The 26,551-nt window shown below is 66.1% G+C and carries 25 protein-coding genes and 1 pseudogene; 11 read left to right on the top strand and 15 right to left on the bottom strand.

The features are described from left to right. The 3 genes and pseudogenes from HA630_RS08705 to HA630_RS08695 all read right to left on the bottom strand — a co-directional run. Positions 1-436: pseudogene (locus HA630_RS08705) on the bottom strand (ammonium transporter); the annotation flags it as partial. 82 nt (positions 437-518) lie between these two features. Further along, a complete protein-coding gene (locus HA630_RS08700) occupies positions 519-1,328 on the bottom strand; it encodes an alpha/beta fold hydrolase (protein ID WP_166834132.1) in 810 nt (269 codons plus the stop codon). Between the two features lies 1 nt (position 1,329). Further along, complete coding sequence (locus HA630_RS08695; protein ID WP_166834130.1) at positions 1,330-2,631, bottom strand: O-acetylhomoserine aminocarboxypropyltransferase; 1,302 nt, start codon at positions 2,629-2,631, stop codon at positions 1,330-1,332. An 82-nt stretch (positions 2,632-2,713) separates the two neighbouring features. Here HA630_RS08695 and HA630_RS08690 point away from each other — a divergent pair, with 82 nt between their 5' ends. Next, positions 2,714-3,181, top strand: coding sequence for a CBS domain-containing protein (locus HA630_RS08690; protein WP_166834128.1), 468 nt, complete (start codon positions 2,714-2,716; stop codon positions 3,179-3,181). A 12-nt stretch (positions 3,182-3,193) separates the two neighbouring features. Here HA630_RS08690 and HA630_RS08685 read toward each other — a convergent pair whose 3' ends face one another. Then, a complete protein-coding gene (locus HA630_RS08685; protein ID WP_166834126.1) occupies positions 3,194-4,411 on the bottom strand; it encodes a polyhydroxyalkanoate depolymerase in 1,218 nt (405 codons plus the stop codon). Positions 4,412-4,552: 141 nt separating this feature from the next. On the opposite strand from HA630_RS08685, the gene HA630_RS08680 reads away from it, so the two are divergent. The 3 genes from HA630_RS08680 (at position 4,553) to HA630_RS08670 (ending at position 7,662) form a co-directional block, all read left to right on the top strand. Then, positions 4,553-5,209: a glutathione S-transferase gene (locus HA630_RS08680; protein WP_166834124.1), complete on the top strand. Its 657-nt coding sequence runs from the start codon at positions 4,553-4,555 to the stop codon at positions 5,207-5,209. 100 nt (positions 5,210-5,309) lie between these two features. After that, complete coding sequence (gene aroC / locus HA630_RS08675) at positions 5,310-6,416, top strand: chorismate synthase (protein ID WP_166834122.1); 1,107 nt, start codon at positions 5,310-5,312, stop codon at positions 6,414-6,416. 16 nt (positions 6,417-6,432) lie between these two features. Beyond that, positions 6,433-7,662, top strand: coding sequence for an MFS transporter (locus HA630_RS08670; RefSeq protein WP_371809231.1), 1,230 nt, complete (start codon positions 6,433-6,435; stop codon positions 7,660-7,662). Here the strand turns inward: HA630_RS08670 and HA630_RS08665 are convergent. The 3 genes from HA630_RS08665 to HA630_RS08655 all read right to left on the bottom strand — a co-directional run bounded on the left by HA630_RS08665 (position 7,619) and on the right by HA630_RS08655 (position 10,591). After that, a complete protein-coding gene (locus HA630_RS08665; protein ID WP_166834118.1) occupies positions 7,619-8,509 on the bottom strand; it encodes a DMT family transporter in 891 nt (296 codons plus the stop codon). The genes HA630_RS08670 and HA630_RS08665 overlap by 44 nt on opposite strands. A gap of 75 nt (positions 8,510-8,584) precedes the next feature. After that, complete coding sequence (gene aroQ / locus HA630_RS08660) at positions 8,585-9,046, bottom strand: type II 3-dehydroquinate dehydratase (protein WP_166834116.1); 462 nt, start codon at positions 9,044-9,046, stop codon at positions 8,585-8,587. Between the two features lie 21 nt (positions 9,047-9,067). Continuing rightward, a complete protein-coding gene (locus tag HA630_RS08655; RefSeq protein ID WP_166834114.1) occupies positions 9,068-10,591 on the bottom strand; it encodes a protein adenylyltransferase SelO in 1,524 nt (507 codons plus the stop codon). A gap of 222 nt (positions 10,592-10,813) precedes the next feature. Here HA630_RS08655 and HA630_RS08650 point away from each other — a divergent pair, with 222 nt between their 5' ends. Then, positions 10,814-11,101 carry a hypothetical protein gene (locus HA630_RS08650; RefSeq protein WP_166834112.1) on the top strand — a complete coding sequence of 96 codons (288 nt, stop codon included), beginning with the start codon at positions 10,814-10,816 and terminating at the stop codon, positions 11,099-11,101. On the opposite strand, the gene HA630_RS08645 is transcribed toward HA630_RS08650, so the two are convergent. Genes HA630_RS08645 through HA630_RS08635 form a run of 3 tightly spaced genes read right to left on the bottom strand, consistent with a single transcriptional unit; the run spans position 11,085 to position 12,639 of the window. After that, the gene (locus HA630_RS08645; RefSeq protein WP_166834110.1) at positions 11,085-11,411 is read right to left on the bottom strand and encodes a DUF2322 family protein; all 327 of its coding nucleotides are present in this window, start codon (positions 11,409-11,411) and stop codon (positions 11,085-11,087) included. The two genes, HA630_RS08650 and HA630_RS08645, sit on opposite strands and share 17 nt — an antisense overlap. Before the next feature lie 36 nt (positions 11,412-11,447). Continuing rightward, entirely contained in the window at positions 11,448-12,125 is a 678-nt protein-coding gene (locus tag HA630_RS08640; protein WP_371809230.1) for a nucleotidyl transferase AbiEii/AbiGii toxin family protein, read from the bottom strand. Between the two features lie 28 nt (positions 12,126-12,153). Beyond that, on the bottom strand, positions 12,154-12,639 hold the full coding sequence (locus HA630_RS08635) for a helix-turn-helix domain-containing protein (RefSeq protein ID WP_166834106.1): 486 nt from the start codon (positions 12,637-12,639) through the stop codon (positions 12,154-12,156). 180 nt (positions 12,640-12,819) lie between these two features. Here HA630_RS08635 and HA630_RS08630 point away from each other — a divergent pair, with 180 nt between their 5' ends. From HA630_RS08630 to drt3b, 3 genes are all read left to right on the top strand, one after another. After that, a complete protein-coding gene (locus HA630_RS08630) occupies positions 12,820-14,142 on the top strand; it encodes a DEAD/DEAH box helicase (RefSeq protein ID WP_208300038.1) in 1,323 nt (440 codons plus the stop codon). An 88-nt stretch (positions 14,143-14,230) separates the two neighbouring features. Beyond that, positions 14,231-15,580 carry an antiviral reverse transcriptase Drt3a gene (gene drt3a / locus HA630_RS08625; protein WP_166834136.1) on the top strand — a complete coding sequence of 450 codons (1,350 nt, stop codon included), beginning with the start codon at positions 14,231-14,233 and terminating at the stop codon, positions 15,578-15,580. Next, positions 15,573-17,645 (top strand): antiviral reverse transcriptase Drt3b, encoded by a 2,073-nt coding sequence (gene drt3b, locus HA630_RS08620; RefSeq protein ID WP_208300037.1) that lies wholly within the window; start codon positions 15,573-15,575, stop codon positions 17,643-17,645. Before drt3a ends, drt3b begins: the two co-directional genes overlap by 8 nt. 267 nt (positions 17,646-17,912) lie before the next feature. On the opposite strand, the gene HA630_RS08615 is transcribed toward drt3b, so the two are convergent. Then, positions 17,913-19,763, bottom strand: a complete 1,851-nt coding sequence (locus HA630_RS08615) for a glutamine--tRNA ligase/YqeY domain fusion protein (protein WP_166834102.1) — start codon at positions 19,761-19,763, stop codon at positions 17,913-17,915. A 237-nt stretch (positions 19,764-20,000) separates the two neighbouring features. On the opposite strand from HA630_RS08615, the gene HA630_RS08610 reads away from it, so the two are divergent. The 3 genes from HA630_RS08610 (at position 20,001) to HA630_RS08600 (ending at position 22,531) form a co-directional block, all read left to right on the top strand. After that, complete coding sequence (locus HA630_RS08610; RefSeq protein ID WP_166834100.1) at positions 20,001-21,038, top strand: porin; 1,038 nt, start codon at positions 20,001-20,003, stop codon at positions 21,036-21,038. A gap of 186 nt (positions 21,039-21,224) precedes the next feature. Continuing rightward, a complete protein-coding gene (locus HA630_RS08605; protein WP_208300036.1) occupies positions 21,225-21,650 on the top strand; it encodes a hypothetical protein in 426 nt (141 codons plus the stop codon). A gap of 50 nt (positions 21,651-21,700) precedes the next feature. Next, on the top strand, positions 21,701-22,531 hold the full coding sequence (locus tag HA630_RS08600; RefSeq protein ID WP_166834098.1) for an undecaprenyl-diphosphate phosphatase: 831 nt from the start codon (positions 21,701-21,703) through the stop codon (positions 22,529-22,531). 1 nt (position 22,532) lies between these two features. Here the strand turns inward: HA630_RS08600 and HA630_RS08595 are convergent, their stop codons facing one another. From HA630_RS08595 to HA630_RS08580, 4 genes are all read right to left on the bottom strand, one after another. Then, positions 22,533-23,402: an alpha/beta hydrolase gene (locus HA630_RS08595; protein WP_166834096.1), complete on the bottom strand. Its 870-nt coding sequence runs from the start codon at positions 23,400-23,402 to the stop codon at positions 22,533-22,535. Beyond that, positions 23,402-24,229, bottom strand: a complete 828-nt coding sequence (locus HA630_RS08590) for a proteasome-type protease (RefSeq protein ID WP_166834094.1) — start codon at positions 24,227-24,229, stop codon at positions 23,402-23,404. Before HA630_RS08590 ends, HA630_RS08595 begins: the two co-directional genes overlap by 1 nt. Before the next feature lie 76 nt (positions 24,230-24,305). Next, complete coding sequence (gene recD / locus HA630_RS08585) at positions 24,306-26,357, bottom strand: exodeoxyribonuclease V subunit alpha (RefSeq protein ID WP_166834092.1); 2,052 nt, start codon at positions 26,355-26,357, stop codon at positions 24,306-24,308. Beyond that, positions 26,348-26,551: hypothetical protein (locus HA630_RS08580; protein ID WP_166834091.1), on the bottom strand; the 204-nt coding region annotated here is incomplete at its 5' end. The genes HA630_RS08580 and recD, both read right to left, overlap by 10 nt.

The raw sequence follows: 26,551 nt of genomic DNA, 5'->3' as shown, positions 1-26,551 counted from the left end.
CGGCGCTGCCCCAGGCCCAGTGCCCGAACACCGGGTAGATCAGCGCCGAGACGGCGGCCGACAGGGCCAGGTAGGTGCCAAAGCGCATGCGCTCGGCCACCGCCCCCGAGACGATGGTGGCCGCCGTGGCGCAAAACATGGTCTGGAACAGCACAAAGGTCAGCAGCGCCGGCGCGTGGCCCAACTGGTCGAAGGCGCCGAACAGGGTGGCACCGACCCAGCCGCCCTGGCTGGCGCCGAACATCAGGCCAAAGCCGACCAGCCAGTACAGCAGCGACGCCACGGCAAAGTCCGAGATGTTCTTGGCCGCGACGTTGATCGAGTTTTTGTTGCGGGTCAGGCCCGACTCCAGGCACAGAAAACCGGCCTGCATCACGAAGACGAGGCCGGCACAGATGAGGACCCAGAGGAGGTCGAGGGGCTGGCTGCTGCTCATGTCGGATGGCACCTGCTTGGCCCAAAGGCCGGTTGCCATCTCTAGCAATTACCGTTCCAACCCGCCCCCGGGTGGGCCCGGGTCAGACCGGTTGCAGGAAACGCTGCAGCGCCGTCAGCACGCCGTCGGGGTCTTCGGTCATGAGGGAATGGCCGGCGCGCAGCAGCACGGTCTGGCCGTGTTTCGCCCGGCGGCTCAGGGTTTGGGCGGCCTTCGGCGGGGTCATCTGGTCCTGGCTGCCCAGCAGGAACAGGGTGGGGCACTGCACCCGGTCCATGGCTGGCTCGCCCTGGTCGTAGCCGTCGCAGGCCACAAAGCCGCGGTGGAACACGTTCACCCGCGGGTTGCTCGCCAGTACGCGGCGCATCAGCGCCCTGGAGCCACCCAGCAGCCAGGTGCCCGGGCCCAGCGCCGACGGTGGCGGGGCCAGGGTGGAGTGGCTGAACAAGTTGACCATGTCGATCGCCTTCATCGGCTGGTTCAGCGATGCGTCCAGCAACGCGGGCGAGACCTTCATGGGGTAGGCGGTGCCCACCATCGCCAAGTGGCTCACGCGCTCGGGGGCGTCGGCCGCGGTCTGCAGGGCAATCAGCGAGCCGAAGCTGTGGCCGACCAGCGCGGCTTTCTCGATCTTCAGCGCGTCGAGCAGGCCCAGCACGGCGCGGGACGCGTCCTGCACGCTGGCGGGCGCTTCGCCGCCGCTCTTGCCGTGGCCAGGCAGGTCGATGGCCAGCACGTTCCAGCCGTGGTGGGCCAGGTAGCGGCTTTGCAGAATCCACACGCTGTGGTCGTTGAGCACGCCGTGGATGAAGACCACCGTGGGCTGGGCCGGGTGGAAGGGTTTGCCGCCGGTGTAGGCGTAGAGCGGGGCGCCGTGGACGTCGATGATCATCTCAGGCCCCCGCTTTCTCGGCCGCTTTCAGCGCGCGCTTCAGGTCGTCGATCAGGTCGTCCGGGTCTTCCAGCCCGATGGACAGGCGGATGGTGCCCGGGCCAATGCCGGCGCCGGCCAGGGCCTCGTCGGTCATGCGGAAGTGGGTGGTGCTGGCGGGGTGGATGACCAGGCTGCGGCAGTCGCCCACGTTGGCCAGGTGGCTGAAAATTTTCAGCGTTTCGATGAAGGCCTTGCCCTGCGCGCGGCTGCCCTTCAGGTCGAAACTGAACACGCTGCCGGCGCCGCGCGGCAACAGTTGTTGCGCCAGGGCGTGGCTGGGGTGGCTCTCCAGCAGCGGGTGGCCCACCCGGCCCACGAAGGGGTGGCTGGCCAGGAATTGCACCACCTTTTCGGTGTTGCTCATGTGGCGCGCCATGCGCAGCGGCAGGGTTTCGATGCCCTGCAAAATCAGCCAGGCGGTGTGCGGGCTCATGCAGGCGCCGAAGTCGCGCAGGCCTTCGCGCCGGGCGCGCAGCAGGAAGGCGCCCACGGTCGATTCCTCGCTGAACACCATGTGGTGGAAGCCTTCGTAGGCCTGGGTCAGTTCTGCGAATTTCCCCGAACGCTCCCAGTCGAAGCTGCCGCCATCGACCACGATGCCGCCCACCACCGTGCCGTGGCCGCTCAGGAACTTGGTGGCCGAGTGGTAGACCAGGTCGGCGCCCAGGTCCAGCGGCTTCATCAGCCAGGGCGTGGTCAGCGTCGAGTCCACCAGCAGCGGCACGCCGGCCTCGTGGGCGATCTGCGCCACCGTCGGGATGTCCAGCACGTCCAGCCCCGGGTTGCCCACGGTTTCGCCGAAGAACAGCTTGGTGTTGGGCCGCACCGCGGCGCGCCAGCCGTCGATGTCGCCAGGCTTCACGAACGTGGTCTCGATGCCGAAACGCCGCATCGTGTAGTGCAGCAGGTTCTGCGATCCGCCATACAGCGCGGTGGACGCCACGATGTGCGAGCCCGCGCCCATGAGCGTGGCCACGCTCAGGTGCAGCGCGGCCTGGCCGCTGGCCACCGCAATGCCGCCTATGCCGCCTTCCAGCGCCGCCACGCGTTGCTCCAGCACCGCGTTGGTGGGGTTGCTGATGCGGCTGTACACATGGCCCGAGCGTTCCAGGTTGAACAGGGCGGCCGCGTGGTCGCTCGATTCAAACACGAACGACGTGGTCAGGTGGATGGGCACGGCGCGCGCGCCGGTGCTGGGGTCGGGGGCGGCGCCCGCGTGCAGCGCGAGCGTGTCGAAGCCGGGGTCGGCGTAGCCGGACATGGTGTCTCCTCGGGTGTGTTTGGGCGCAATTGTGGGCTATATTTGACTCCGCACACGCCACACCGGCGACAGAGGAGAAAACATGAAGGTCAGCGATATTCTGCGTGTCAAGGGCGGCACGTTGTACACCGTGTCCCCGGACGAATCCCTGGCCCGCGCCATCGAGACCATGGCGCACTTCGACATCGGCTCCCTGGCCGTCATGGAACGCGGTGCCCTGGCCGGCATGCTGACCTTCCGCGAAGTCATCCACACCGCGGCCAAGAACGGCGGCAGCGTGGGCGCCACCACCGTACGCCAGGTGATGGACGCCGGCCCCCACTTCTGCACCCCCGACACCGAACTCGACGAGGTGCGCCCCATGATGCTGGAGCGCCACACCCGCTACATGCCCGTCATGGACGGCAAGATGCTGATGGGCGTGATCAGCTTCTACGACGTGGCCAAGGCCGTGGTGGACAGCCAGAACTTTGAAAACAAAATGCTCAAGGCCTACATCCGCGACTGGCCCGAAGGCGAGCCGGCCGAAGGCGTGGCCAAACTGTCCTGACGGCGCGCCGCGTCAGCCCTCGCTGGCGTGGATCATGTCCCGCACCCGCGGGTAAATCTGCTGCTGCCACTTGCGGCCACTGAACACCCCGTAGTGGCCCACCCCGGTCTGCACGTGGTGGGTTTTGCGGTAGGGGCGGATGTTGGGGCACAGTTCCTGCGCCGCCACCGTCTGCCCGACCGAGCAGATGTCGTCGCGTTCGCCCTCCACGGTCATCAGCGCGGTGCGCCGGATGGCCGCCGGGTTCACCGTGCGGTCCTGCCAGCGCAGCACGCCGCGCGGCAGGTCGTAGGTCTGGAACACCTTTTCCACCGTTTCCAGGTAGAACGGCGCCGGCAGGTCGTTGACCGCCAGGTACTCCTCGTAAAAGGTCTGCAGGGTGCGGGCCTCGGCCTCGCGCCCTTCCAGCAGGTGTTCGTACATCTGCCGGAAGGAGTGCTGGTGGCGCTCCAGGTTCATGCTCAAAAACGCCGACAGCTGCACAAAGCCCGGGTACACCCGCCGCATGAAGCCGGCGTGCGGCAGCGGCACGGTGCTGATCAGGTGTTGCTCGAACCAGTCGATGGGTTTGCTCGTGGCCAGCCGGTTCACTTCGGTCGGGTTGACGCGGCAGTCCACCGGGCCGGCCATCAGCGTCAGGCTGCGCGGCTGGGCCGGGTGCTGGTCCTCGGCCATCAGGGCGGTGGCGGCCAGCGCGGCCACGCAGGGTTGGCACACCGCCACCAGGTGGCAGCCTTCGCCCACGGTGGCCACGAAACGCATCAGGTAGCCGGTGTAGTCGTCCAGCCCGAACTCGCCGTGGCGCAGCGACACGTCGCGGGCGTTGTGCCAGTCGGTGATGTAAACGTCGTGGTCCTGCAGCAGGGTGCGCACGGTTTCGCGCAGCAGCGTGGCAAAGTGGCCCGACAGCGGCGCGGCCAGCAGCACCTTGGGCTGCGGCGCCAGGCCCGGCGCGTCTTTGCGGAAGTGCAGCAGCGTGCCGAAGGGCAGGCGCAACGGGGCTTCTTCCACCACCGGCACGGCCTGGCCGTCCACCAGCACCTGGTCGATGCCGTAGGCCGGCCGGGTGTGCGTCAGGCGCAGGCGCGAGAGCACCTCGCAGGCCGCCGCCACCTGGCGCAGCGCGCTGCGCTCGGTGTGGCGCAGCCAGAGCGCAGCGCCCAGGCTTTGGGCCGTCAGCCGCAGGGGTGACAGCAGATCGGAATGAAACTGGTAGGCCTGGTACAGCATGGGGTTCTTTCCGGTGAAGCTGGGGCCACACAGGCAAGTCCCGGGCCAGCCGGGCGCTGCGCGGTTTTGGTGCGTGGGCCGCGCTGGCGCATGGCACAGGGTTTGCTCAGTCCTGGGCCACAACCTCCCGAGGAGCAAAGCATGGGCACAGCGGTACTCACCCTCAGCAGCAAGAACTACGGCGCCTGGTCCTTGCGCGGCTGGCTCATGGCCCGGCTGGCCGGGCTGGACTTCGAGGAACACACCGTCTCCCCCGACGACCCGGCCATGAAGGCCGAAATGCTGCTGCTGTCCTCCTCCATCCGGGTGCCGGCGCTGGACCATGACGGCGTCCACGTCTGGGACACGCTGGCCATTGGCGAATACCTGCACGAACTCGCCCCCCAGGCCGGGCTGCTGCCCGCCGACCGGGCCGCCCGCGCCCACTGCCGCGCCGTCTGCGGCGAGATGCATTCCGGCTTCTCGGCGCTGCGGTCTTCGCTGCCCATGAACATCAAGGCGCGCTATCCGGGCTTCAAGCCGTGGTCGCGGGCGCAGGCCGACATCGACCGCATCGTCGAGATCTGGACCGACTGCCTGGCCACCTATGGCGGCCCTTACCTGTTCGGCGCCCGGCCCGGCATGGCCGACGCGATGTTTGCCCCGGTGGTCACCCGCTTCGTCACCTACGACGTGACCTTGCCACCGGCCTGCGTGGCCTACTGCGTCACCGTGATGGCGCTGCCCGACATGCGGGCCTGGGTGGCGGCGGCCCAGGCGGAGCCGGACGAGATCGACGAACTCGACGCCGAGTTCTGATGGCCGCCAAACGGCGCACCGGCGCGGGGCTGCGGCGCACCGTCCTGGGCGCCGGCGGCCCCGCCGCGGCGGCGCGCCGGCGTCTGGGATAATCCGGCCCATGAGCGGCAACACCTTCGGCACCCTTTTCACCGTCACCAATTTCGGCGAATCCCACGGCCCGGCCATCGGCTGCGTCATCGACGGCTGCCCGCCGGGCCTGGCGCTGTGCGAGGCCGACATCCAGGCCGACCTGGACCGCCGCCGCCCGGGCACCAGCAAGTTCGTCACCCAGCGCAACGAGCCCGACCAGGTGCAGATCCTGAGCGGCGTGTACCAGGGCCAGACCACCGGCACGCCGATCGCCCTGCTGATCCAGAACACCGACCAGCGCAGCAAGGACTACGGCGACATCGTGCAGAGCTTCCGCCCGGGCCACGCCGACTACGCCTACTGGCAGAAGTACGGCGTGCGCGACCCGCGCGGTGGCGGCCGTTCCTCGGCCCGGCTGACGGCGCCCACCGTGGCCGCCGGGGCCGTGGCCAAAAAATGGCTGAAAGAAAAGTTCGGCACCACCTTCCGCGGCTGCATGACCGCCGTGGGCGAGGTGGACATCCCGTTCGAGCACTGGGACCACGTGCCGAACAACCCCTTCTTTGCGCCGGTGGCCGACACCTCGGCGCTGGAGGCCTACATGGCCGAGCTGCGCAAGGCCGGCGACTCCTGCGGCGCGCGGCTGCGCGTCACCGCCCAGGGCATGCCGGTGGGCCTGGGCGAGCCGCTGTACGACAAGCTCGACGCCGACATCGCCTACGCCATGATGGGCCTGAACGCGGTCAAGGGCGTGGAGATTGGCGCGGGCTTTGCCAGCGTGGCCCAGCGCGGCAGCACCCACGGCGACGCGCTCACGCCCGAAGGTTTCCTCTCCAACAACGCCGGCGGCGTGCTCGGCGGCATCAGCACCGGGCAGGACCTGGAGGTGTCGATCGCCATCAAGCCGACCAGCTCCATCCTGATCCCGCGCCCCTCCATCGACGTGCAGGGTCAGCCGCTGGAGCTGATCACCAAGGGCCGGCACGACCCCTGCGTGGGCATCCGCGCCACGCCCATCGCCGAGGCGCTGCTGGCGTTGGTGGTGATGGACCACGCCCTGCGCCACCGCGCCCAGTGCGGCGATGTGCGCGTGCCGGTCGGCCCGATTGCCGCGGCCGCGCCCGGTCACGCCTGAGCGGTCTGGCCCCACCGTGAGCACGGCGCCCGCGGCCGGCCCGGTGTCGCGCCGGCAGTTGCTGCCCTTCGCCGCGCTGTCGGCGGGGTACTTTGCGCACATCGGTTTTTTCAACCCCTACCTGCCGCTGTGGCTGCAGGACGGGGGCTATGGTCTGTTCGCCATCGGGCTGATGACCTCGCTGCAGTCGGCCACGCGGCTGTTTGCGCCCTACATCTGGGGCTGGCTGAGCGACCACACCGGCCACCGCGTCTGGCTGCTGCGCTACTGCGCCAGCGTGGCGCTGGCGGTGTCGCTGGCCTTGTGGTGGGACTGGGGCGCGGTCGGCCTGTTCGTGGTGCTGCTGCTCATGTTCACCCACACCAGCGGCATGATGCCGCTGAGCGAGTCGGTGCTGTCGCAGCTGGTGAGCCAGGGCGGTGTGTTCGACGCGCGGCGCTACGGCCGGGTGCGGCTGTGGGGTTCGCTCGGGTTTTTGCTCACGGTGCTGGCCGCCGGTGCCTGGTTCGACCGCCACGGCATGGCCAGCTTCCCGGCCTGGACGGCGCTGACCCTGCTGGCGGTGGTGGCCAGCGTCTGGGCCATGCCCGACCGGCGCGGGCCGCGCCACGCCCCCGGCACCCAGCCCGCCATCGGGCCGGTGCTGCGCCAGCCGGTGGTGCGCTGGTTTTTTGTGGCGGCCTTCTTCCACATCCTGGCGCACATCTTCATTTACATCTTCTTTTCGCTCTACCTGGACGGGCTGGGCTACGGCAAGGGCGTGATCGGCCTGCTCTGGGCGTTTGCGGTGGTGGTGGAAATCGGCTGGTTCTTCACCCAGGGGCGCTGGTTGCCCCGGATCAGCCTGGCCGGTTGGCTGGTGCTGGCCGCCGCGCTGATGGCCCTGCGCATGGGCGTGACGGCGCTGGCCGGCGCCTGGCTGTGGGCGCTGTTCGCGGCGCAGGCGGTGCACGCCATCACCTTCGCGGCGCACCATTCGGTGTGCATCGCGCTCATCAACACCCACTTCCCCGACCGGCTGCGGGCGCGCGGCCAGGCCCTGTTCGCGGTGCTGGGCTACGGCCTGTCGGGCGTGGTGGGTGGCCTGCTGGGTGGGCTGGTCAGCAGCCGCTGGGGCGTGGGCGCGGTGTTCTGGCTGTCGGCGGCGTCGGCCGCGCTGGCCACCTGGGCGGCCTGGCGCATGCGGCGCTGGTCGGCGCCATTCACGCCACCGGCGGGGCCGGCCAGAAGCGGCGCAGCGGGTTGAAACCGGTCACCAGCGCTGTGGCCAGCAGCACGAAGGCGCCCCCCAGGTACACGCCCGAGCCCAGCGGCTCGCCCAGGAACAGGTGGCCCCAGGTGACGCCGAACAGCGGGATCATGAAGGCCGGGCTCATGGCCGCCACCGGCGAAACGTGCTGCAGGATGCGGATGTGCAGCCAGTACGCCAGCCCGGAGGTGACCACGCCCAGCATGCCCACGGCGGCCAGCGCCGGCAGGGTGAAGCGCGCCTCGGGCACCGCCCAGGCCGCGCCCGGCAGCATGAACAGCGCGGCCGCCAGGTGGATGCTGGCCGAAATGGCCAGCGGCTGCATGCGGGTGGTGGCGCGCTTCATCATCGGCGTGGCCACGCCGTAGCAAGCGGCGCCGGCCACCGCGGCCAGGGCCGCCCACAGCACCGCGTCGGTGGTGGCCACCGGGCCCAGCTGCACGATCAGCGCCACCCCGGTGAAGCCCGCCGCGCAGCCGGCCAGCTTGCGCCAGGTCAGGGTGTCCTCCTTCAGCCAGGCCGACGACAGGGTGCCAAACAGCACCGCCGTGCTGTTGAGCAGGGCGATGTAGCCGGCCGGCAGTTCCAGCGCGGCGTAGGAAAAGAACAGAAAGGGCAGGGCCGCCGTCAGCACGCCCAGGCCCAGCACCTCTTTCCAGTGGGCGCGGGGCCAGTGGTGGCGCAACGCGGCCATCAGCACCGCCAAGGTGGCGGCGGCCAGCCCCAGGCGCAGCGTGGCCAGCACCACCGGGCCCAGGTCGGGGCTGGCGATGCGCAGCAGCACGAAGGACGAACCCCACAGGGCCGACAGGCCCACCAGTTGCAACAGATAACGGATGTTCACCCACGGATTGTGGGCGGCGGGCCGGGGCCTGACCACCACGCCGCGTCGCCTGCGCGATAGGCCAGGTCGGCCGGGTCAGCCGGCGCGGGCCTGGCGGCGCAGCAGCGCGTCCAGGGCGATCAGGTAGCCGTCGGTGCCAAAGCCCACCACGATGCCGGCGGCCACCGGCGAAATCCAGGAATGGTGGCGGAAGGCCTCGCGCGCGTGCACGTTGGAGATGTGGCACTCGATCACCGGCAGCCCGTCCACGCCCTTGATGGCGTCGTGCAGCGCGATGGAGGTGTGCGTCAGCGCCCCCGGGTTGAAGACGCAGCCCAGCGCCTCGCCGGCCTTGTACAGGCGGCCGTATTCGTGGATTTTGTCGATCAGCGCCCCCTCCCAGTTGCTCTGGAAGCACTCCACCGCGCAGCCGGCGCGTTCACCGGCGGCGCGGCACTGGGCCTCCACGTCGGCCAGGGTGGTGTGGCCGTACTGCTCGGGTTCGCGGGTGCCCAGCAGGTTGAGGTTGGGGCCGTTGAGGACGAGGATCTTTTTCATGGCGGCATTATGCGGCCCGCGTCAGGTGCCGCAAAAGGTCTGGTAGCCGGCGCTTTGCGCGGGTGTGGCTGGCTGGGCCCAGGGGCTGTCGGCCAGGTCCGCTGCCCAGGGGCGGGTGATGGCGGCCAGCAGCGCCTCGAAGGGTTGCAGGTCGCCGCGGTCGGTGGCGGCGTCCAGTGCCGCTTCCACCAGGTGGTTGCGCGGAATCACCAGCGGGTTGACCGCGTCCAGGCGCTCGGCCACCTGCGCTGGCGCTTCGCCCTGTTGGGCCAGCCGCTGCTGCCAGGCGGTCAGCCAGGTTTGCAGGGCCGCCGGGGCCGCGGCCAGGGTCTCGGCCTGCCACAGCGCCAGCCAGGGCGCGGGCTGGCCGCGCAGCACGTCCGCCAGCCGGCGAAAGCCCAGGGTGTGGTCCACCTGGCCGCTGTGCAGCAGGGCCAGGTAGTCCTGGCCCAGGGCCAGGTCGGCGCTGTCGGGCGCCGCGTCGGGGGCATCGGCCCGTGGGCGCAGGCCCAGCTTCTGGCGCAGCACCGCGCCCCAGTGGCGCTGGTACACCGCCGGGAAGGCGTTCACCGCCTCGGTGGCCTGGGCCACGGCGGCGTCGGTGTCGGCGCCCATCAGGGGCAGCAGGGCCTCGGCCAGCCGCGCCAGGTTCCACTGGGCGATGCCGGGCTGGTTGCCGTAGGCGTAGCGGCCGTGGTGGTCGATGGAGCTGAACACCGTGTCCGGGTCGTGCGCCTCCATGAAGGCGCAGGGGCCGTAGTCGATGGTTTCGCCCGACAGGGTGGTGTTGTCGGTGTTCATCACGCCGTGGATGAAGCCCACCCCCATCCAGCGCGCCACCAGCGCGGCCTGCCGGTCGATGGCCGCGCGCAACAGGGCCAGGGCGGGGTTGGCGCTGTCGGCCAGCTCAGGGTAATGGCGGGTCATGACGTGTTCCACCAGCCGCTGCAGGGTGGCGCTGTCTTGCCGCGCTGCAAAAAACTGGAAGGTGCCCACCCGCACGTGGCTGGCGGCGGTGCGCACCAGCACCGCGCCGGGCAGGGCGCGTTCGCGCCGCACCGTTTCGCCGGTGGCTACGGCCGCCAGGGTGCGGGTGGTGGGCAGGCCCAGCGCGTGCATGGCCTCGCTGATTAGGTATTCGCGCAGCACCGGGCCCACGGCGGCCTTGCCGTCGCCGCCGCGCGAAAACGGCGTGCGGCCCGAGCCCTTGAACGCGATGTCGTGGCGCCGGCCCTGCGGGTCCAGCACCTCGCCCAGCAGCAGGGCGCGGCCGTCGCCCAGCTGCGGCGAAAACCCGCCGAACTGGTGGCCGGCGTAGGCCTGGGCCAGGGGTTGCGCCCCGGCGGGCACCACCTGGCCGGCAAACACCGCCAGGCCCTCGTCGCCGGCCAGGCGCTCGGCGTCCAGCCCCAGGGCCTGCGCCAGCCCGTGGTTGAAGCGCAGCCAGCGCGGCGCGGGCGCCGCTTGCGGCACCACCGGCACGTAGGCGCCCACCAGGTCGCGGGCGTAGCTGTTGTCAAAGGGGAACAGGGCGGGCAGGGTCACACAGGGCCTTGGGGTGAACGGGAAGGGAGCAGCCGCATTGTCCCGCGGGGTGCCCGCCTCGGCGCGCTGTGGGGTTGCTGGGTGGCGGCGGTGCGCCGCACCGGACGGCGCGGGCCGGTCTGGCCGAGGCAATTGCGGCTGTAGAACAAATCAATCGGGAAAAGGCCTGCGCACAGGGTTGTCCGCCTTGCGGGGGGCGCGGGCGGCGGCCTAGCATGGGGCATGAACAGCGTTGACGAACTGCCCGTGGTCAAACAGGGCCAGTGGTTTTTTGGCGGGTTGACCACCTGCCCGGTGCGCATCGTGCGCCACCACACCCTGTACGGCACGCACGACCCCGAAGACCCGCCCGAACTGGCGGCCGACCGCGAAGCCGAGTGCTACTGCGTGCGCTACCACCTGCCCGGTTCGGACGACCCGTGGCACGACGGCGGCACCGCGCTCACGCTGCGCGAAGCCATGTTCATGGCCGAGCGCAAGCTGGGCCCGGTGGTCAACTGGCAGGACTGAGCACCGGCGCCAGCCGGTAGCTGGCGCTGCCCGCGGCCCAAGCCAGCAGGCGGTCGATGTTGGGGTGCTTGCCCGGGTGGGCCTGGGCGTCGGCCAGGTGCTCGCCGTACCATTGCAGCCCTTCGGCCGCCGCCGCCGGGGTGATGGTGCCGCCGTGCTTCTGGGCCAGCCCGTGGTACACCGCCAGCGAGCCGGCCTGGCCGGGCTTGTTTTCCAGGGTGGCCACGGTGTGGCCATCGGCGTCCAGCAGGTGCGCGGCGGCGAGGTGGCTGACGGAGGGGAGTTGTTGGAGTCGGGTGGCGAAGTTCATGCGCGTGATCATGACACGGCTGCACAGCCTCGCGCTTCAGGTTGCGGCAGGCAGCACCCTCCGCAAGGCGCGTATATTGTGCCAGAGCAGGGCCTTGGGCATCTCCATGGCCATGGCCTGCATGCAGCGCTCCAGCCAGCCTGGGCGGTTCTGTAGGCGGTCAATCGCTTTGGCCAAGTCGCGCTCTACGGCAGAACCATACGCCGCTTGCGCCTTGGCCAGCGCCGCACGCAAGGCAGGCAGGCGCAGGTTCATCATCGCCAGATCGATCACGTCCCGGCTGAACACGCCATCGTCTGCCTGTCGGTCGGAGTTGGCCAGCAGTTTCGATGCTGCGAGGTCCAGCGGTGTCAGGGTGTCCACCCCGCAAAGCACGTCCTGTGGCCCCGGTACTTCCAGCTCCATGCGGGCTTCCCGCACGATCTCAAACTTGATCGCCTGTCCGTCCATCTGCACCTGGGTGCGTATGCCGTACTGGTCGGCACGTATTTCACGCAGGGCCACCAGCGGCATCGCACCTTGGCGAACAATGGCGCTGATGCCATCGGTGCCCATGAGCCGCTGACGCAGATCTCGGTAACCCGCCGCGTCAGAGACCAGAAAGTCCATGTCCACCGACTCTCGGTACTCGCCATAGCGCAGCGCAATGCACGTACCCCCGCCAAACAGGCAGCCGTGCTCGCGCAGCAAGCGGCTGTCCAGCGACGCCAGCACGTGCCCAATGCGTTGATGGTGAGGGCGCTCAAACACGGTGCTTGGTGAATGCCGTGCGCAGCGCCGCCAGCAGTGCCTGTTCGTGGGCAGGCATGGCTTCTACCTCCAGGTGGCGCGCGTTGCGTTCGTAAATGTCCAATGCCTCGGCGGGGGTGAGCGTGTCCGTGCCGTGCACCTGCCAGGCCAGTGCTTTCAACTGGGGGTGGTCGTTCAGGCGGATGTGCAGCGGAATCCATTCCCCGGCAGGCGGATTGTGCGCTGTGGTTCTGGCTGCGTTGGCCGCAAGCGCGGTCAGCTTCAAACCCAGGGCGGCCAGCACGTTGGCCCAAGCCCCCACCGCCACCGACGCCTCGCCTTTTTCAATGCGGTGCAGTGTGACCCGCGAGACGCCAGCCGCCTCGGCGGTGGCGGTGCTGCTCACGCGCAGGGCTTTGCGCTCGGTGCGAATCAGCGCACCCAGGGCTTGTAGCTGCTGGGCGGCTGCTTCGGTGGTTGCGGGTGTGGCTGCAGGCATTTGTTTCTCATAATATGCAAACAAGGATATTTGTCAATTATGAGAAACAAAAATTTGGACGGATAGCTGCTTTCAGTGCGCACACCCGCAGTGGGTTTGATGGTGCCTGTTTCGGGTTGTACCAAGCCCCACCCCCAAAATGATGCAAAATCTGCTAAACCAACAATACCAAGCAGAGGGATGGCCACACTGATACCCGCACTGGGCAGTTGCGTGTCGCGCATGACGGGCGGGGCGCGCCGCGTGGCCGAGCGGCTGGAGCAAAAGCTCGACGACGACTACCTGCTCTGGTACGACGTGCCCGTGGGCCCGCGCAGCGCCCACCCGGACTTTGTGATCATCCACCCCCGGCGCGGCATTCTGGTGCTGGAGGTGAAGGACTTTCGCCTGAGCACACTCATCCAGGCCGACCGGCAAAACCGGGTCATCCACGGCGTGGCCGGTTCGGGCAAGACCATGCTGCTGGGCTACCGCGCCGAGCACTTGGCCAAGGCGCAGACCGCGGCCAGCAAACCCATCCTCATCCTCTGCTACAACGAACCGCTGGCCCGGCAAATTGCGCGTGTGATGGCTGCCAAAGGCATTGCCGACCGCGTGCACGCGGTGCACTTCCACAAATGGTGCTATGCGCAGTTGAGGGCCTATGGGCAGGAAATGCCGGCCAACAACCAGCCGGTCAGTGACAAGATGGCCGACATGGTCCAGCGCGTCATCACCGGCGTGGACCGCCGCCAGATCCCCAGCGGGCAATACCAGGCCGTGCTCATCGACGAAGGCCATGACTTTGCGCCCGAATGGCTGCGCCTGGTGGTGCAGATGGTGGACCCCGCCACCAACAGCCTGCTCGTGCTGTACGACGACGCGCAGAGCATCTACGACCGCACGCAGAAGAGCAAAAACTTCAGCTTCAAAAGCGTGGGTATCCAGGCGCAGGGGCGCACCACCATCCTCAAGATCAACTACCGCAACACGCGGCAGATCCTGCAAACGGCCAGCCTTGTTGCCGCTGATCTGCTGACCGCCGAAGACAAGGACGACGACGGCGTGCCCCTGCTCAAGCCCGTGAGCTGCGGGCGCGACGGCGAGGCGCCGCTCATCGTGCGCCTGCCCACCCTGCGCGAAGAGGTGGCCCAGGTGGCCGAACTGCTGGCCACCGCCCACCGCGAAGGCCACGCCTGGGCCGACATGGCCATCCTCTGCCGCCACCACAGCGAAATGGACATGTGCGCCGAATTCCTGCGCAAACGCAACCTGCCGCACCAGCTGCGCCGCAACTCGTCCAGCGTGTTCGACCCCGCGCACGACAGCATCAAGGTGATGACGCTGCACGTCAGCCATGGGCTGGCGTTATCGGTGGTGGCGCTGGTGGGCGCCGGGCGCATGCCCGCCGAGGGCGAAGACGAGCGCGAGGAAGCGCGGCTGTTCTATGTGGGGGCTACGCGGGCGACGCAGCGATTGGTGATTGGGGCGAGTGGGAACGGGAAATTCGCTGCACGGCTGTAGGCAGAAGCATGGGCTTGGTCTCAAGATCGGCTTGTGTTGACGTGCTACTGACAGTTAGATTTGAATCTATAGGAATGGGTGATTGGTGATGCTCGATCAAATGTTTACTGCGGAGAATTTTCGTCGCATATTCGATGCTGAAAATCGAAAGGGAGCTGACTTGGCGAGCCGTTATTTTCCGATGCTCGAGCCTCACACGCTCGCAATAAGGGAAAAGGTGAAAGGTATTCGCGACCTAAGAAAAATCAAAGCCACGATGACAACTGAAGATTTTGATGCTCGGTTGAGTCTTTTGAGGAGTGAGTTGTCTGCGTTGAAGGTGAATAAATCATCTGCTATCGATGTGTTGATGGATGAGGTTAGTAATAGGGTGCTCAAGCCAACATTCAAAATTAGTCTGACGGAAAAAATTGGGCCTAAGGGAAAAAAAATTTACTGCATCGACGCTGAGCCTGAGACCTATTTTGCTGTCAAGCAGCTTCAAAGAAACATCCACCAAACGTACGGTGTTAAGCAGGCGAGCCGTCACGACTTGGTCTGTCAGCTTCGAGATATGTTGGGTAGCGAGTTTCCTTTTGAGTTGGTTCGTACGGATATTTCATCATTTTATGAAAGCGTTAATCGTCAACGCCTGATTGAAAAGCTGGATCAAGATCAGCTGTTAAGCTCAGCTTCGAAAAAGTATATTAAACAAGTGCTGAATTCCTATGGAGATATTTCCGGTGCCGTGACTGGTATCCCTCGTGGTGTTGGAATCAGTGCATATTTGGCTGAACTCTATCTTAGGTCGGTGGATAAGGCGATTCGTGAAATTCCTGGGTTGGTTCTGTATTGTCGATATGTTGACGATATTGTGGCTGTTTTTGCACGACCGCCGGTCGGTGGCGTTGTTGGTTCGTACAAGAATGCAATTGTCACAATTTTAGGCAGCAGCGGGCTTTCTCAGAATGCGGGTAAAACTGCGGAATTTGATCTCTCTGATCCCTCATCGAAGAAGTTTGAGTATTTGGGCTATCGTTTTCTTGTTGAAAAGCCAGGTGCTGTTGTAGTTAGTCCGAGCGCTGCGAAGATCGTGAAGTATCGCGCACGCATGGGAGCTGCATTTTCGGAGTATTGGCGAGAGGTGCCCGTCAGTCCGAAGGTGGCATACAGAAAGTTGGTGGCGCGAGTGAAGTTTTTGACTGGGAATACCCGCCTTTCCAATAGTAAATCCTGTGCGGTGACTGGGATTTACTTTAATAATTCGTTGGCAGATGATTTGTCAAGTCTAAAGCTCCTGGATAAACGGCTAAAAAAGTCTATAGAGGACCTAAAGCGTCCTAGTCTCAAAAAGTCTTTGAAGAGATTTAAGTTCACAGCGGGATTTGAGCAGCGTCGGTATCATAATTTTAGTGCGAAAGAGTTGCAGGTAATCGTGAGGGCTTGGAAGTATGTCTAAGCGCCGTGTCTCGCTAACTCACAAGAAGCAACGGGCCGTCCTGACGGATATGCTGCCGTTCGAAGTTCCTCCGACATTCTCAAATCGAGGTTATTTTCGATTTCTTAGAGATAATGGCGTTGAGATCGAAAAAGGCCAATTGCGCTGGATTTGTGATACAGCAGATCTCGATGTCACAATGCGAATATTGTTTGGAATATCTCCCGCTGCTGTCATTGCGTCAGAGACTCTGACCGAATGGGGTAAGCAGAAGGTGCGTCGCTCAGTGCCTGTAAAGAAATGTCAGTGGGGGACTGTCCCTTTTAATTTCCGTGTTGCCCATAATCTTGACGGGCGTACCCTCAGCGTGGTGCATCCTCGAAATCAGGTTGCGGTGGCGAGCTTCTTTGCAACGCACAGCGCGTTGATTACTTACCATACATCTGTAAGTGATTTCTCAATACGCCGCCCCGTGTCGGTGGCGCGTTACGCCTACTTCAAAGACAAACTCCATGAAGAGCGTTTGGATACCGCAGGAGGTGTCGAAGAAGAAGACCGCGAGTACGAGCAACTGGGCTCATATTTCGTGTACAGAAAATACAGGAATATTCATCGATTTTTTGAGTCGTATACGTATCACCGTTGCGAAAAAAAATACGATGCGATGGTGCAGATAGATATCAATAAGTGTTTTGATAGTATCTACACGCACTCGTTGCCTTGGGCGATTCTTGGCAAAGATCAGACGAAGTTTAGTCTAGATGCTTCCAAGGTTACCTTTGGAGGACGGTTTGATGCCCTCATGCAAGACCTGAATCACAAAGAGACGAATGGAATCGTCATTGGTCCTGAATTTTCGCGAGTGTTCGCTGAAATAATCCTGCAGTCGATCGATGTTGAACTGATCAGGGAATTGGCAGATGTTGAAAAGTTAGTTCATAAAGTTAATTATGAGATTTTTCGATATGTGGATGACTTCTTTATTTTTTATAACGAGGAGTCAACCCAGGTAAAGATCTTTGAGTCGCTTCAGAGAATACTTAAGTCCAAAAAATTGAGCGTCAATACGGCGAAAATTAAACACTACAAGAAGCCCATAATTACTGAAATTACCATTGCCAAAGAGCGAGTCTCGAACTTACTAAATGAGGCAATCGATCCGTTGTGCGAGGTGGAATCCTCGGCAGGTTCTGTTTCGGCGCCTGCTCGGCACTTGGTTTGCTCGATAAATGTAAATCGCTTGATTACTCGGTATAAGTCTGCTATCAAAGAGTCGAATGTCGCCTATGGCGATGTCTTAAATTACAGCTTTGGTATCGTTGAAAACAAGCTTGATAAGCTTTTTAAGGCTTATATTGAGTGTGATGGGTCTGATCGTGATCGTAAGCGGCTATCAAGGGCTATGTTTGCGATTATGGAGTATGTGTTTTTCTGCTATTCTGCGAGTCCTAAGGTTAATCATACTATCCGGCTCTGTCGAATTGTTGCTGCCTCGGTGGATTTTTTGCATGCTCAGGGTATTTCGTACGAGTTGAAGCATTTTTTGTTTAAATACATTCACGATAACGTAATTCAGCAACTTGAGAAAAACACGATGAACGTCCATCGCGAGGTGGAGAGTCTTTACTTGCTAATCTCTCTCTCGCACATCGGTCGGGAATATTGGTTGCCTGTTTCTGTTCTTCTTCGGCATTTTATGATTGAGGAGGAGTCCGGTTCGGGTAACTATGTTCGTTCAGTAGGCTTCATGAGTCATTTCTCTATCACGGTTCTGCTTTCCTATATAAAGGGGAAAAGTCGATATGCAAAGTTGAGGCAGTTCGTAGAAGAGCACGTAGTCAATAAGCTCGCGCACATGAAGGCATATTGCCGCGAGGACGCCGAAGCGGTGATGCTGCTGTTGGACTTCGTGACTTGTCCCTATGTCAGTAACATCGCTAAGAGCCAAGTTGGTCAGATTTTTGATTTGGATGCTGCTGGGCTTTTGTCTTTGCAGTCCTCGTGTGATCGTTGGTTTACAGCTTGGGGGGACAAGTTCAACCTAGGAAAAGAGTTGGACGCGAAGCGAAGCCGTGAGGTATACTGATATTGGCGCTCCGCTTTAACCAAATGGCTGTTGGCAGCCCACACACAAGCGCCATCCCTTCCCCTATATCAATTGGGGGTTGGGTAGTGAGACGGCAGGAGCGGGCTGTCTCACCCCTACCTTTTTGCCTTATTTCTTCTTTTTCCAGCGCTCAAGAGGTGAGCCAGTCTTGAAAGTCAATGAGCTAGGTTGATCGGCAATCCGATTCTGCGGACGTAAAAAAGGCAGCGATGCATGTGCAGCGCTGCCTTTTTTGACAAGGCCAGTTTACTTTCCCCAACTATCCTTCAACCCCGTCACCCGGTTGAACACCACCTTCCCGTTCACACCGTGGTCCGCCCTGTCGGCCACAAAGTAGCCGTGGCGCTCAAACTGGAATTTCTGGTCCGGCTTGGCCGCAGCCAGTGACGGTTCCACGACCGCTGTCACCACCCTCAGGCTCTCGGGGTTGAGGGCGTCCAGGAAGTTCTTGCCGCCCGCGTCGGGTTGCGGGTCGGTGAACAGGCGGTCGTACAGGCGCACTTCGGCGCTCACGCCGTCGGCGGCGCCCACCCAGGTGATGGCGGCTTTGGCCTTGACGCTGTCGGCGCCGGGGGTGCCGCTCTTGGTGCCGGCGATCACTTTGGCGTGGACTTCGGTCACTTTGCCGTCCGCGTCTTTGAGGCAACCCGTGCATTCGATGACGTAGCCGCCCTTGAGGCGCACCACGTTCCCTGGGAACAGGCGCTTGTAGCCCTTGGGCGGCACTTCTTCAAAGTCTTCGCGTTCGATCCACACGTCCTTGCCGATCTTGAACACGCGGTCGGGCGGGGGCGTCTGGCCTTCGGCGATGGCGCTGTGGGGCAGGGCGGGCTGGGTGCAGTCTTCGGTGTAGGCGTCAGAGCCGAACACTTCGGCCCAGTTGGTGAGCACCAGCTTGACGGGGTCGAGCACGGCCATGCCGCGGTGGGCCTTGTTTTCCAGGTCTTCGCGCAGGCAGCCGTCGAGCGTGCTGTAGTCGATCCAGGAATCGCTCTTGGTCACGCCGATGCGTTCGGCAAACAGCTGGATGGCTTCGGGCGTGTAGCCGCGGCGGCGCAGGCCGAGTATTGTTGGCATGCGCGGGTCGTCCCAGCCGCTGACCTTCTTCTCGTTCACCAGTTGCGCCAGCTTGCGCTTGCTGGTGATCACGTAGGTCAGGTTCAGGCGCGCAAATTCGTACTGCCGCGGCGGCGGGGCCTTGAGCAGGCCGCCTTCGCACAGACGCTCCAGCAACCAGTCGTAGAAGGGGCGCTGGTCTTCAAACTCCAGCGTGCAGATGCTGTGGGTGATCTGCTCCAGCGCGTCCTCGATGGGGTGCGCGAAGGTATACATGGGGTAGATGCACCAGGCGTCGCCCGTGTTGTGGTGCGTGGCGCGGCGGATGCGGTAGATGGCTGGGTCGCGCATGTTGATGTTGGGCGAGGCCATGTCGATCTTGGCGCGCAGCACGGCGGCGCCGTCGGCGAGTTTGCCGTCGCGCATCTCGCGGAAGCGGGCAAGGTTCTCTTCCGGGCTGCGATTCCGGTACGGGCTGTCCACGCCGGGCTTGCCGAAGTCGCCGCGGTTGACGCGCATTTCTTCGGCGGTCTGTTCGTCCACGTACGCGTGGCCGGCGGTGATGAGGTGTTCGGCCGCGCGGTACATGAAGTCGAAGTAGTTCGACGCGTAGTACAGGTGATCTTCCGTCTTGCCGCCAAAGCTGCTCTGCCAGCCAAAGCCCAGCCACTGCACCGCGTCGAGGATGGAGTCCACGTACTCCTTTTCTTCCTTCTCAGGGTTGGTGTCGTCAAAGCGCATGTGGCAGACGCCGCCGTAGTCGCGTGCCAGGCCGAAGTTCAGGCAGATGCTTTTGGCGTGGCCCACGTGCAGGTAGCCGTTGGGCTCGGGCGGGAAGCGGGTGCGGATCTTGGCCGGGTCGGGCTGGCCTGCGTCGTGGAAGGCGGCATCACCCGGGCCGCCGCCCCACTGTCGGCTGGCGTAGGCGCCGGTGGCGAGGTCTTTTTCGATGACCTGGCGCAGGAAGTTGGAGACCTTGTGCTCCTCGCCGGCGGCGGCGGGGGCGGGGTGTTTCGGGGCGTGGGAGGGTGCGGAACTCATGACGGAATTCTAGGCCTTGCGGCAGGGTGGGCCGGGGCTGTGGCACAGGCCGCGGCGGCGGCCCGGGGGTGTGGCGTTCGGGGGCAGCGTGTGCCGAAATGTGTCACGCACGAGACAGCAATCGTCTGCCCGCGCGCTGGCGGGCGACTTTTGCGGCCGGCGGTGGCGCAGGCACGGCATTTGCCCAAGGGGGCCGCCACCGCGTTGGTGGCGCAACCCTCGATGGAGACACGCAAGATGAACAAAAAAATGACCGCCCTGGCCGCCCTGACACTGCTTTCGGGCCTGGCCGCGGCCCAAAGCACCGTGACGCTGTACGGCACCGTGGACCTGGGCCTGATGGTCAACAGCAAGACCGCGGCCGGCACTTCTTCCACCTCCCTGGACAGCGGTGGCATTGCGCCCAGCATTTGGGGCCTGCGCGGTACCGAAGACCTGGGCGGCGGCCTGAAAGTGGGCTTCAACCTGGAAGGCCACCTGAACCCCGACACCGGCACCAGCGTCAACGGGCTGTTCCGCCGCCAGTCCAACCTGGTGGTGTCGTCCAGCGACTGGGGCGCCGTCACCATCGGCAACCAGTACAGCCCCGCCATTCTGGCGTTCGCGGCCACAGAGCCGCGCGGCCTGCGCGAGAACTTCTCGGGCCTGTACCACTGGGCCTTCAACTCCGACACCAACGGCCTGAACGGCAACGACGACGTGGGCGTGTTCCTGCAGAACGCCATTTCTTACAGCAACAACTTTGGCCCGGTCAAACTGGCCGCCGGTTACGGCCTGAAGGAAAACGTCGGGTCCGTGCTGTCCTTGGGCGCCACCTACACCGGCCCGGTCACCCTGTCGGCGGCGTACCAAAGCGCCAACAGCGCGGCCACCGGCCACCGCGCCAACTCGCTCTACACCCTGGGGGCCGCCTACGCCATGGGCGACCTGACCGCCAAGGTCAACTACCTGCGCGGCAAGAACCAGAATGCCGCGCAGGTGCAGACCAGCGACGTGGGCGTGGTCGGCCTGGGCCTGGACTGGAAAACCTCCGCCCAGAACACGGTGCTGGCGGCCCTGTACCTGGGCAAGGACAAAGACAACGCCGCGGACAAGACCCACACCTTCATCCTGGGCAACGAATACGCCCTGTCCAAGCGCACCACCGCCTATGGCCAGGTGGCGTTCATCAACGCCAAGGCCGGCGCCACCGCCAAAACCTCGGCCACGCTGACCCCCGGCATGGCGGGTGAGACGAGCACCCAGCTGAACGTGGGCATCAAGCACGCGTTCTGACCGGTTCCGGCCTGAAGCGCAGCGGGTCCACCGGCCGGTGGACCCGCTTTTTTTCGCCAGCAAGGGGCCGAACGGGCCCGGGGTTACGGCTTGATACGTTCTTCACATTTGCCACGCGCCGGTAACCGGGTTTCGCGGCTGTAATCGCCCCAACGGCCCACCGGGTCGCTTTTGCAGGAGATGAAGATGTTGACCTCGAAGTGTTCCCAGGCCTGGCGATCCCCCAAAGCGTGGTTGTGGTCGGCGGCTGCGGCCCTGGCGCTGTCGGCCGCCGGCGGGGCCCAGGCCACCGACGTGTACTGGTCCATCGGCGTGCACCAGCCGGGGGTGCATGTGGGCGTGAGCAACGCGCCGCCGGTGGTGGTACACACCACGCCGCGGGTGGTCCACGTGTCGCCCCGGGTGGTGTACGGGCCGCCGCCGGTGGTGGTGGTGCCGCACCCGGTGTACCGCACCGGCTGGGCGCCGCCGGGCCACCACAAGCACAAACACGGGTACAAGCACCGCGACCGTGACCGCCACTGGGACGACGACCACCGCCGCGACGGCCGGCACGGGGGCCGCGACGACCGCCACGACCGTTGGGACGATCGGCGCGACCACCGCCGCTGACCCCGGGGGAGCCACTACACTCAGGGGTTTGACCGAGACGCCCCTGCCGTATGGACCCCATGCTCTTGCTCAAGGCCGCCCTGATGGGGGTGGTCGAGGGCCTGACCGAATTCATCCCCGTGTCCTCCACGGGGCACCTGATCCTCACCGCCGCCCTGCTGGACATGCCGGGCGAAAAGACCAAGGTCTTTGAGGTGGTGATCCAGACCGGGGCGATCCTGGCCATCGTCTCGCTCTACCTGCAGCGTCTGCTGTCCACCGTGGTGGGCCTGCCGCGCGACGCCACCGCGCAGCGCTTCACCGCCAACGTGCTCATCGGCTTTTTTCCGGCCGCGCTGGCCGGGGTGTTGTTCATCGACGTGATCAAGGGCGTGTTGTTCAACCCGTTGGTGGTGGCGCTGGGTTTCATCCTGGGCGGTTTCGTGATGCTGTGGGTGGAAGCGCGCCAGGCGCGGCAGCCGTCGCAGCGCATCGACACGGTGGACGCGGTGGGCTGGCGCGACGCGCTGGCCGTGGGCCTGGTGCAGTGCCTGGCGCTGGTGCCGGGGGTGAGCCGTTCGGGCGCCACCATCATCGGGGCCATGGCGTTCGGGTTTTCGCGGCGGGCGGCCACCGAGTTCAGCTTTTACCTGGCCATTCCGATGCTGTTCGGGGCGGCGGCCTACGACCTGTACAAGCAGCGCGAGCTGTTGAGCTGGGCCGACGCGCCCATGTTCGCGGTGGGCCTGGGGGTGTCGTGGGCGGCGGCCTGGGTGTGCGTGCGCTGGCTGATGCGCTTTGTGGTCAGCCACACCTTTGTCGGCTTTGCCTGGTACCGCATCGCCTTTGGCGGGCTGATTCTGCTGACCGCCGCCACCGGCTGGGTGAACTGGACACCCTGAGTCAGCCGGCGAAGCTGCGCAGCGCGCGGTCGATGGCGGCGGCGGTGTCCAGCGGCCGCTCCATCGGGAACAGGTGGCTGCCTTCCACCATTTGCAGCCGGGCCGACGGTTCGCGGCCCACCAGCTGGTACGTCATGGCCATGCCGACCTGCTGCATTTCGGCCGAGCGGGTGCCCCCCACAAAAGCCACCGGACAGGCCAGCGGGTGGCGGCGCAGCAGCCGGTCCAGGTGGTGCGGCAGGGTGTTGTAGATGGCGGTTTCCACGTCGCGGTCGAAGCGCAGCACACGCTGCACGCCCTGGGGGGTGACCTCGTCTTGGGTGCCGTGGGCGATGTAGTCTTGCAGCACCTGCGGGTCCCAGGCGGCGAAGCTGCGCTTGTGGGCAAAGTGGGCCAGCGCGTCGGCGGCGCTGGGCCAGCGGTTGCGCCGTTTGCGGCTGACCTGCCCCGGCGACAGCGCGCCGATGAGCCGCGTCTGCTTGACCGCCTGCAGCGCCTTGGCGCGCCAGCCGCCCAGCACCGGCGAGTCCAGCATGACCACGCCGGCCAGCGGCCGCCCGGCCAGTTGCGGGTGCCTGGCCGCGCACATCAGGCTGACGAAGCCGCCCAGCGAATGGCCCACCAGGTAGAGCGGGCCGGGCGCGTCGGCGCATTCGGCCTGCACGAAGTCGGCCAACTGCTGCACCAGGTGCGGCCAGTTGCTGGTGACGGGGTAGCGCGGGTCGTGGCCGAAGCGGTCCAGCGCCTTGACGGTGTAGCCGCGCGCCCGCAGGCCGCGGAACAGCACGCCGTAGGTGCCGCCGGGAAAGCTGTTGCCGTGCGCGAACACCACCGTGGGGTGGGGCGCCGAGGGTTCGCGCGGCGGCGTCATCAGACCAGTTTTTCCTGCGCGCTGCCGAGCTTTTTCAGCGGGCGGTGGCGGCTGGGCACGTCCATCAGCGGGTGCGGGCTGGCGCTGCCGTCCCAGGCCGGGTGTTCGATGCTGTCGAACACCTCGCGCAGCTTGACGCCCCAGGTGTCGTGCAGCATGCGGAAGTAGGGGTTCTGCTCGTCGATGCAGACCACGCGGTCGCTGGCCAGGCGGTCGGCCTCGTACACCGCCAGGTCCAGCGGCAGCCCGACCGACAGGTTGGACTTGAGCGTGGAGTCCATGGAGATGAGCGCGCACTTGGCGGCCTCGTCCAGCGGGGTGTCGGGGGTGATGACGCGGTCCAGCACCGGCTTGCCGTACTTGCTTTCGCCGATCTGGAAGAAGGGCGTTTCGGGCGTGGCCTCGATGAAGTTGCCGGGCGAGTAGATCTGGAACAGGCGCATGCCTTCGCCGGCGATCTGGCCGCCCAGGATCATGCTGACATTGAAGTCCACGCCGGCACGCTGCAGCGCTTCGCCATCGCGCTGGTAAACGTGGCGCACCGCCGAGCCGAGCACCCGGGCCACGTCGAACATGCTGGTGGCGTTCCAGATGGTGAGGGCTTCGCCGCCGTCGGGGTTGGGCACTTTTTCAACCTGCAGGATTTCGCGGATGGACTGCGAGATGCTGAGGTTGCCGGCCGAGAGCAGGCACATGAAGCGATCGCCCGGCTTTTCGTAGACGATCATCTTGCGGAAGGTGCTGATCTGGTCGAGTCCGGCGTTGGTGCGGGAGTCGGACAGGAACACCATGCCGGCTTTGATTTTGACAGCGACGCAGTAGGTCATGGGACTGGGGTCTGGGTGGGGCAAAACCCATTCATCGTAGCAGACCCCAGGGGGTACGCCCCGCCCGGCCGGGCGGTCACACGCCTTCGGCCAGGCCGCCGGCGCGCAGGGTGCGGCGCTGCACGGCGGCGTCCCAGACGCTGCGCGGGCCGGTGTGCACCACGCTCAGGCAGGTTTTGGCGCGGGTCAGGCCGGTGTACACCAGTTCGCGGGTGAGCACCGGGCTGGGGTGGTCGGGCAGCACCAGCGCGGCGTGGGCGAATTCGGAGCCCTGCGACTTGTGCACGGTGAGGGCGAACACGGTTTCCACCGCGGTGAGGCGGCTGGGCAGCACCCAGCGCACGCCGGGCTGGCCGTCGGCGCGGGGGAAGGCGACGCGGCGCGTCCAGCCGCCCACGACCGGGTCGGGGTGGGGCACGGTGAGGGCGATGCCGATGTCGCCGTTCATCAGGCCCAGGGCGTGGTCGTTGCGGGTGACCAGTACCGGGCGGCCGGGGTACCAGCCGCTGGGGGCGTCGAGCCAGCCGGCGGCGTGCAGCCACTGGGCAATGCGGTGGTTCAGCCCGGCCACCCCCCAGGGGCCCTGGCGCAGCGCGCACAGCACCTGGAAGCCGCCGTGGGTGGCCAGCACCCGTTCGGCCCAAGCGTCGAAGGCGGCCGCTGGCGCGTCCAGCGGGGGGCGATCGTCGCGCAGGCAGGCCAGGTAGTGGCGGTAGCCTGCGGCGCCGCGGGCGGGGTCGCCGTCCACCACCAGATCGCGCAGGGCCTCCAGCCGCTGCGGGCCGGCGCGCAGGCTGCGCAGGTCGGGCCGCGGACTGGCCAGCAGGGCCCAGCCCGCGTCGGCTTCACCCTGGTTGACGGCCAGCGCCAGCTGGCCGATGCCGCTGTCGCCGGCAAAGCGCCGGCTGTGGCGCAGCATCACGGTGTGCTGGCTCAGCGCGGGGCCGTCGGGGTCGGTCAGCTCGGGCGGCACGGCCTGGCCGGTGGCGGCGGCGATCCAGGCGGCGGTGTCGGGCCGGTAGCGGCCGGCGGCGGCGTGGGCGCACAGCTGGCCGAGCACGGCGCCGGCCTCGACCGAGGCCAGCTGGTCCTTGTCGCCCAGCAGCACCAGCCGCGCCTCGGGCGGCAGGGCGTCGAGCACCGCGTGCATCAGTTCCAGGTCCACCATGGAGGCCTCGTCCACCACCAGCACGTCCAGCGGCAGGGGGTGGCCGGCGTGGTGGCGGAAGTGGCGGCTGTCGGGCCGCGGCCCGAGCAGGCGGTGCAGCGTGACCACCTGGGTGGGGATGTGCGCGCGCAGCGCGTCGCCGCCGGGCAGCTGGGCCAGTGGCAGCGTGGCCACGGCCGCGGCGATGGCGCTGTTGAGCCGCGCGGCGGCCTTGCCGGTGGGGGCCGCCAGCCGGATGCGCAGCGGCTGGCCGGGCGCCGCACCGCCGTGCAGGGCCTGGGTTTGCAGCAGCGCCAGCAGCCGCACCACGGTGGTGGTTTTGCCGGTGCCCGGCCCGCCGGTGATGAGGCCGAAGCCGCTGCGCGCGGCCACGGCGCAGGCGATTTTTTGCCAGTCGGTGGCGGGGGCGGCCTCGGGCGCCTGGGGCGGCGGGAACAGGGCGTCCAGCCAGGGGCGGCTGGCGGCGTGGTCCAGCCCGGGCAGGCCGGCCAGGCGCGTGGCGAGGGCGCGCCGCACGCCCTGTTCGTGCTGCCAGTAGCGGCGCAGGTACAGCCGCGCGCCTTGCAGCACCAGGGGCGTGGCGCCGGCACCGGGGGCCACCAGTTGTGGGTGTTGCAGCGCGGCCTTCCAGGCGGCCAAGGTCAGCGGGGCCAGCAACTCGGCCGGGGTGGAGGTGGGTGCCGCGTCGGGGTCGGGGGCCTCGTCGGGCGGCAGCGACAGGGCGTGCAGCGGGGCGCGCAGCACCTCGTCCAGCGCCAGGCAGGCGTGGCCGCGGCCCAGCTGGTGGCTGGCCAGCGCGGCGGCCAGCAGCAGCGGTGGGGCGGCGTCGGGTGCCTCGCCCGCCAGGTAGCGGGCGAAGGCGGCGTCCAGCGGGCGCAGCCAGCCGCGCGTGGCCCAGGCGTCCAGCACCGCCAGCAGCGCGGCGGTGGCGGGGGGCAGGGGGTGGGGGGTCAGGAGCATGGCGGGGCCTCTGCGGGGGCGGTGTCACCGAACAGGCGGTCCAGCGCCTCGATCAGGGCGCGCGGCGGGCGTTCGGCGTGCACGCCTTGCGCCGGCCCTTGCAGCCCGCGCAGGAACAGGTACACCGCACCGCCCATGTGGCGGTCGTAGTCGTAGCCGGGCAGGCGCTGGCGCAGCAGCCGGTGCAGGGCCAG

The sequence above is a fragment of the Aquabacterium sp. A08 genome (assembly GCF_011742065.1).
The sequence above is the reverse complement of the archived record's forward strand: the minus strand, read 5'-3'. Positions and strand labels throughout refer to the sequence as shown.

What these genes read in the sequence shown, in the direction of transcription:
- HA630_RS08615 (WP_166834102.1), bottom strand. Translation starts at nt 19,763, where the DNA reads ATGAGTTCCGCACCCTCCCACGCCCCGAAACACCCCGCCCCCGCCGCC.
- HA630_RS08610 (WP_166834100.1), top strand. Translation starts at nt 20,001, where the DNA reads ATGAACAAAAAAATGACCGCCCTGGCCGCCCTGACACTGCTTTCGGGC.
- HA630_RS08630 (WP_208300038.1), top strand. Translation starts at nt 12,820, where the DNA reads ATGGCCACACTGATACCCGCACTGGGCAGTTGCGTGTCGCGCATGACG.
- HA630_RS08695 (WP_166834130.1), bottom strand. Translation starts at nt 2,631, where the DNA reads ATGTCCGGCTACGCCGACCCCGGCTTCGACACGCTCGCGCTGCACGCG.
- aroQ (WP_166834116.1), bottom strand. Translation starts at nt 9,046, where the DNA reads ATGAAAAAGATCCTCGTCCTCAACGGCCCCAACCTCAACCTGCTGGGC.
- HA630_RS08590 (WP_166834094.1), bottom strand. Translation starts at nt 24,229, where the DNA reads ATGACCTACTGCGTCGCTGTCAAAATCAAAGCCGGCATGGTGTTCCTG.
- drt3a (WP_166834136.1), top strand. Translation starts at nt 14,231, where the DNA reads ATGCTCGATCAAATGTTTACTGCGGAGAATTTTCGTCGCATATTCGAT.
- HA630_RS08690 (WP_166834128.1), top strand. Translation starts at nt 2,714, where the DNA reads ATGAAGGTCAGCGATATTCTGCGTGTCAAGGGCGGCACGTTGTACACC.
- HA630_RS08595 (WP_166834096.1), bottom strand. Translation starts at nt 23,402, where the DNA reads ATGACGCCGCCGCGCGAACCCTCGGCGCCCCACCCCACGGTGGTGTTC.
- HA630_RS08645 (WP_166834110.1), bottom strand. Translation starts at nt 11,411, where the DNA reads ATGAACTTCGCCACCCGACTCCAACAACTCCCCTCCGTCAGCCACCTC.
- HA630_RS08605 (WP_208300036.1), top strand. Translation starts at nt 21,225, where the DNA reads ATGTTGACCTCGAAGTGTTCCCAGGCCTGGCGATCCCCCAAAGCGTGG.
- HA630_RS08600 (WP_166834098.1), top strand. Translation starts at nt 21,701, where the DNA reads ATGGACCCCATGCTCTTGCTCAAGGCCGCCCTGATGGGGGTGGTCGAG.
- HA630_RS08685 (WP_166834126.1), bottom strand. Translation starts at nt 4,411, where the DNA reads ATGCTGTACCAGGCCTACCAGTTTCATTCCGATCTGCTGTCACCCCTG.
- HA630_RS08680 (WP_166834124.1), top strand. Translation starts at nt 4,553, where the DNA reads ATGGGCACAGCGGTACTCACCCTCAGCAGCAAGAACTACGGCGCCTGG.
- aroC (WP_166834122.1), top strand. Translation starts at nt 5,310, where the DNA reads ATGAGCGGCAACACCTTCGGCACCCTTTTCACCGTCACCAATTTCGGC.
- HA630_RS08635 (WP_166834106.1), bottom strand. Translation starts at nt 12,639, where the DNA reads ATGCCTGCAGCCACACCCGCAACCACCGAAGCAGCCGCCCAGCAGCTA.
- HA630_RS08650 (WP_166834112.1), top strand. Translation starts at nt 10,814, where the DNA reads ATGAACAGCGTTGACGAACTGCCCGTGGTCAAACAGGGCCAGTGGTTT.
- HA630_RS08700 (WP_166834132.1), bottom strand. Translation starts at nt 1,328, where the DNA reads ATGATCATCGACGTCCACGGCGCCCCGCTCTACGCCTACACCGGCGGC.
- drt3b (WP_208300037.1), top strand. Translation starts at nt 15,573, where the DNA reads ATGTCTAAGCGCCGTGTCTCGCTAACTCACAAGAAGCAACGGGCCGTC.
- recD (WP_166834092.1), bottom strand. Translation starts at nt 26,357, where the DNA reads ATGCTCCTGACCCCCCACCCCCTGCCCCCCGCCACCGCCGCGCTGCTG.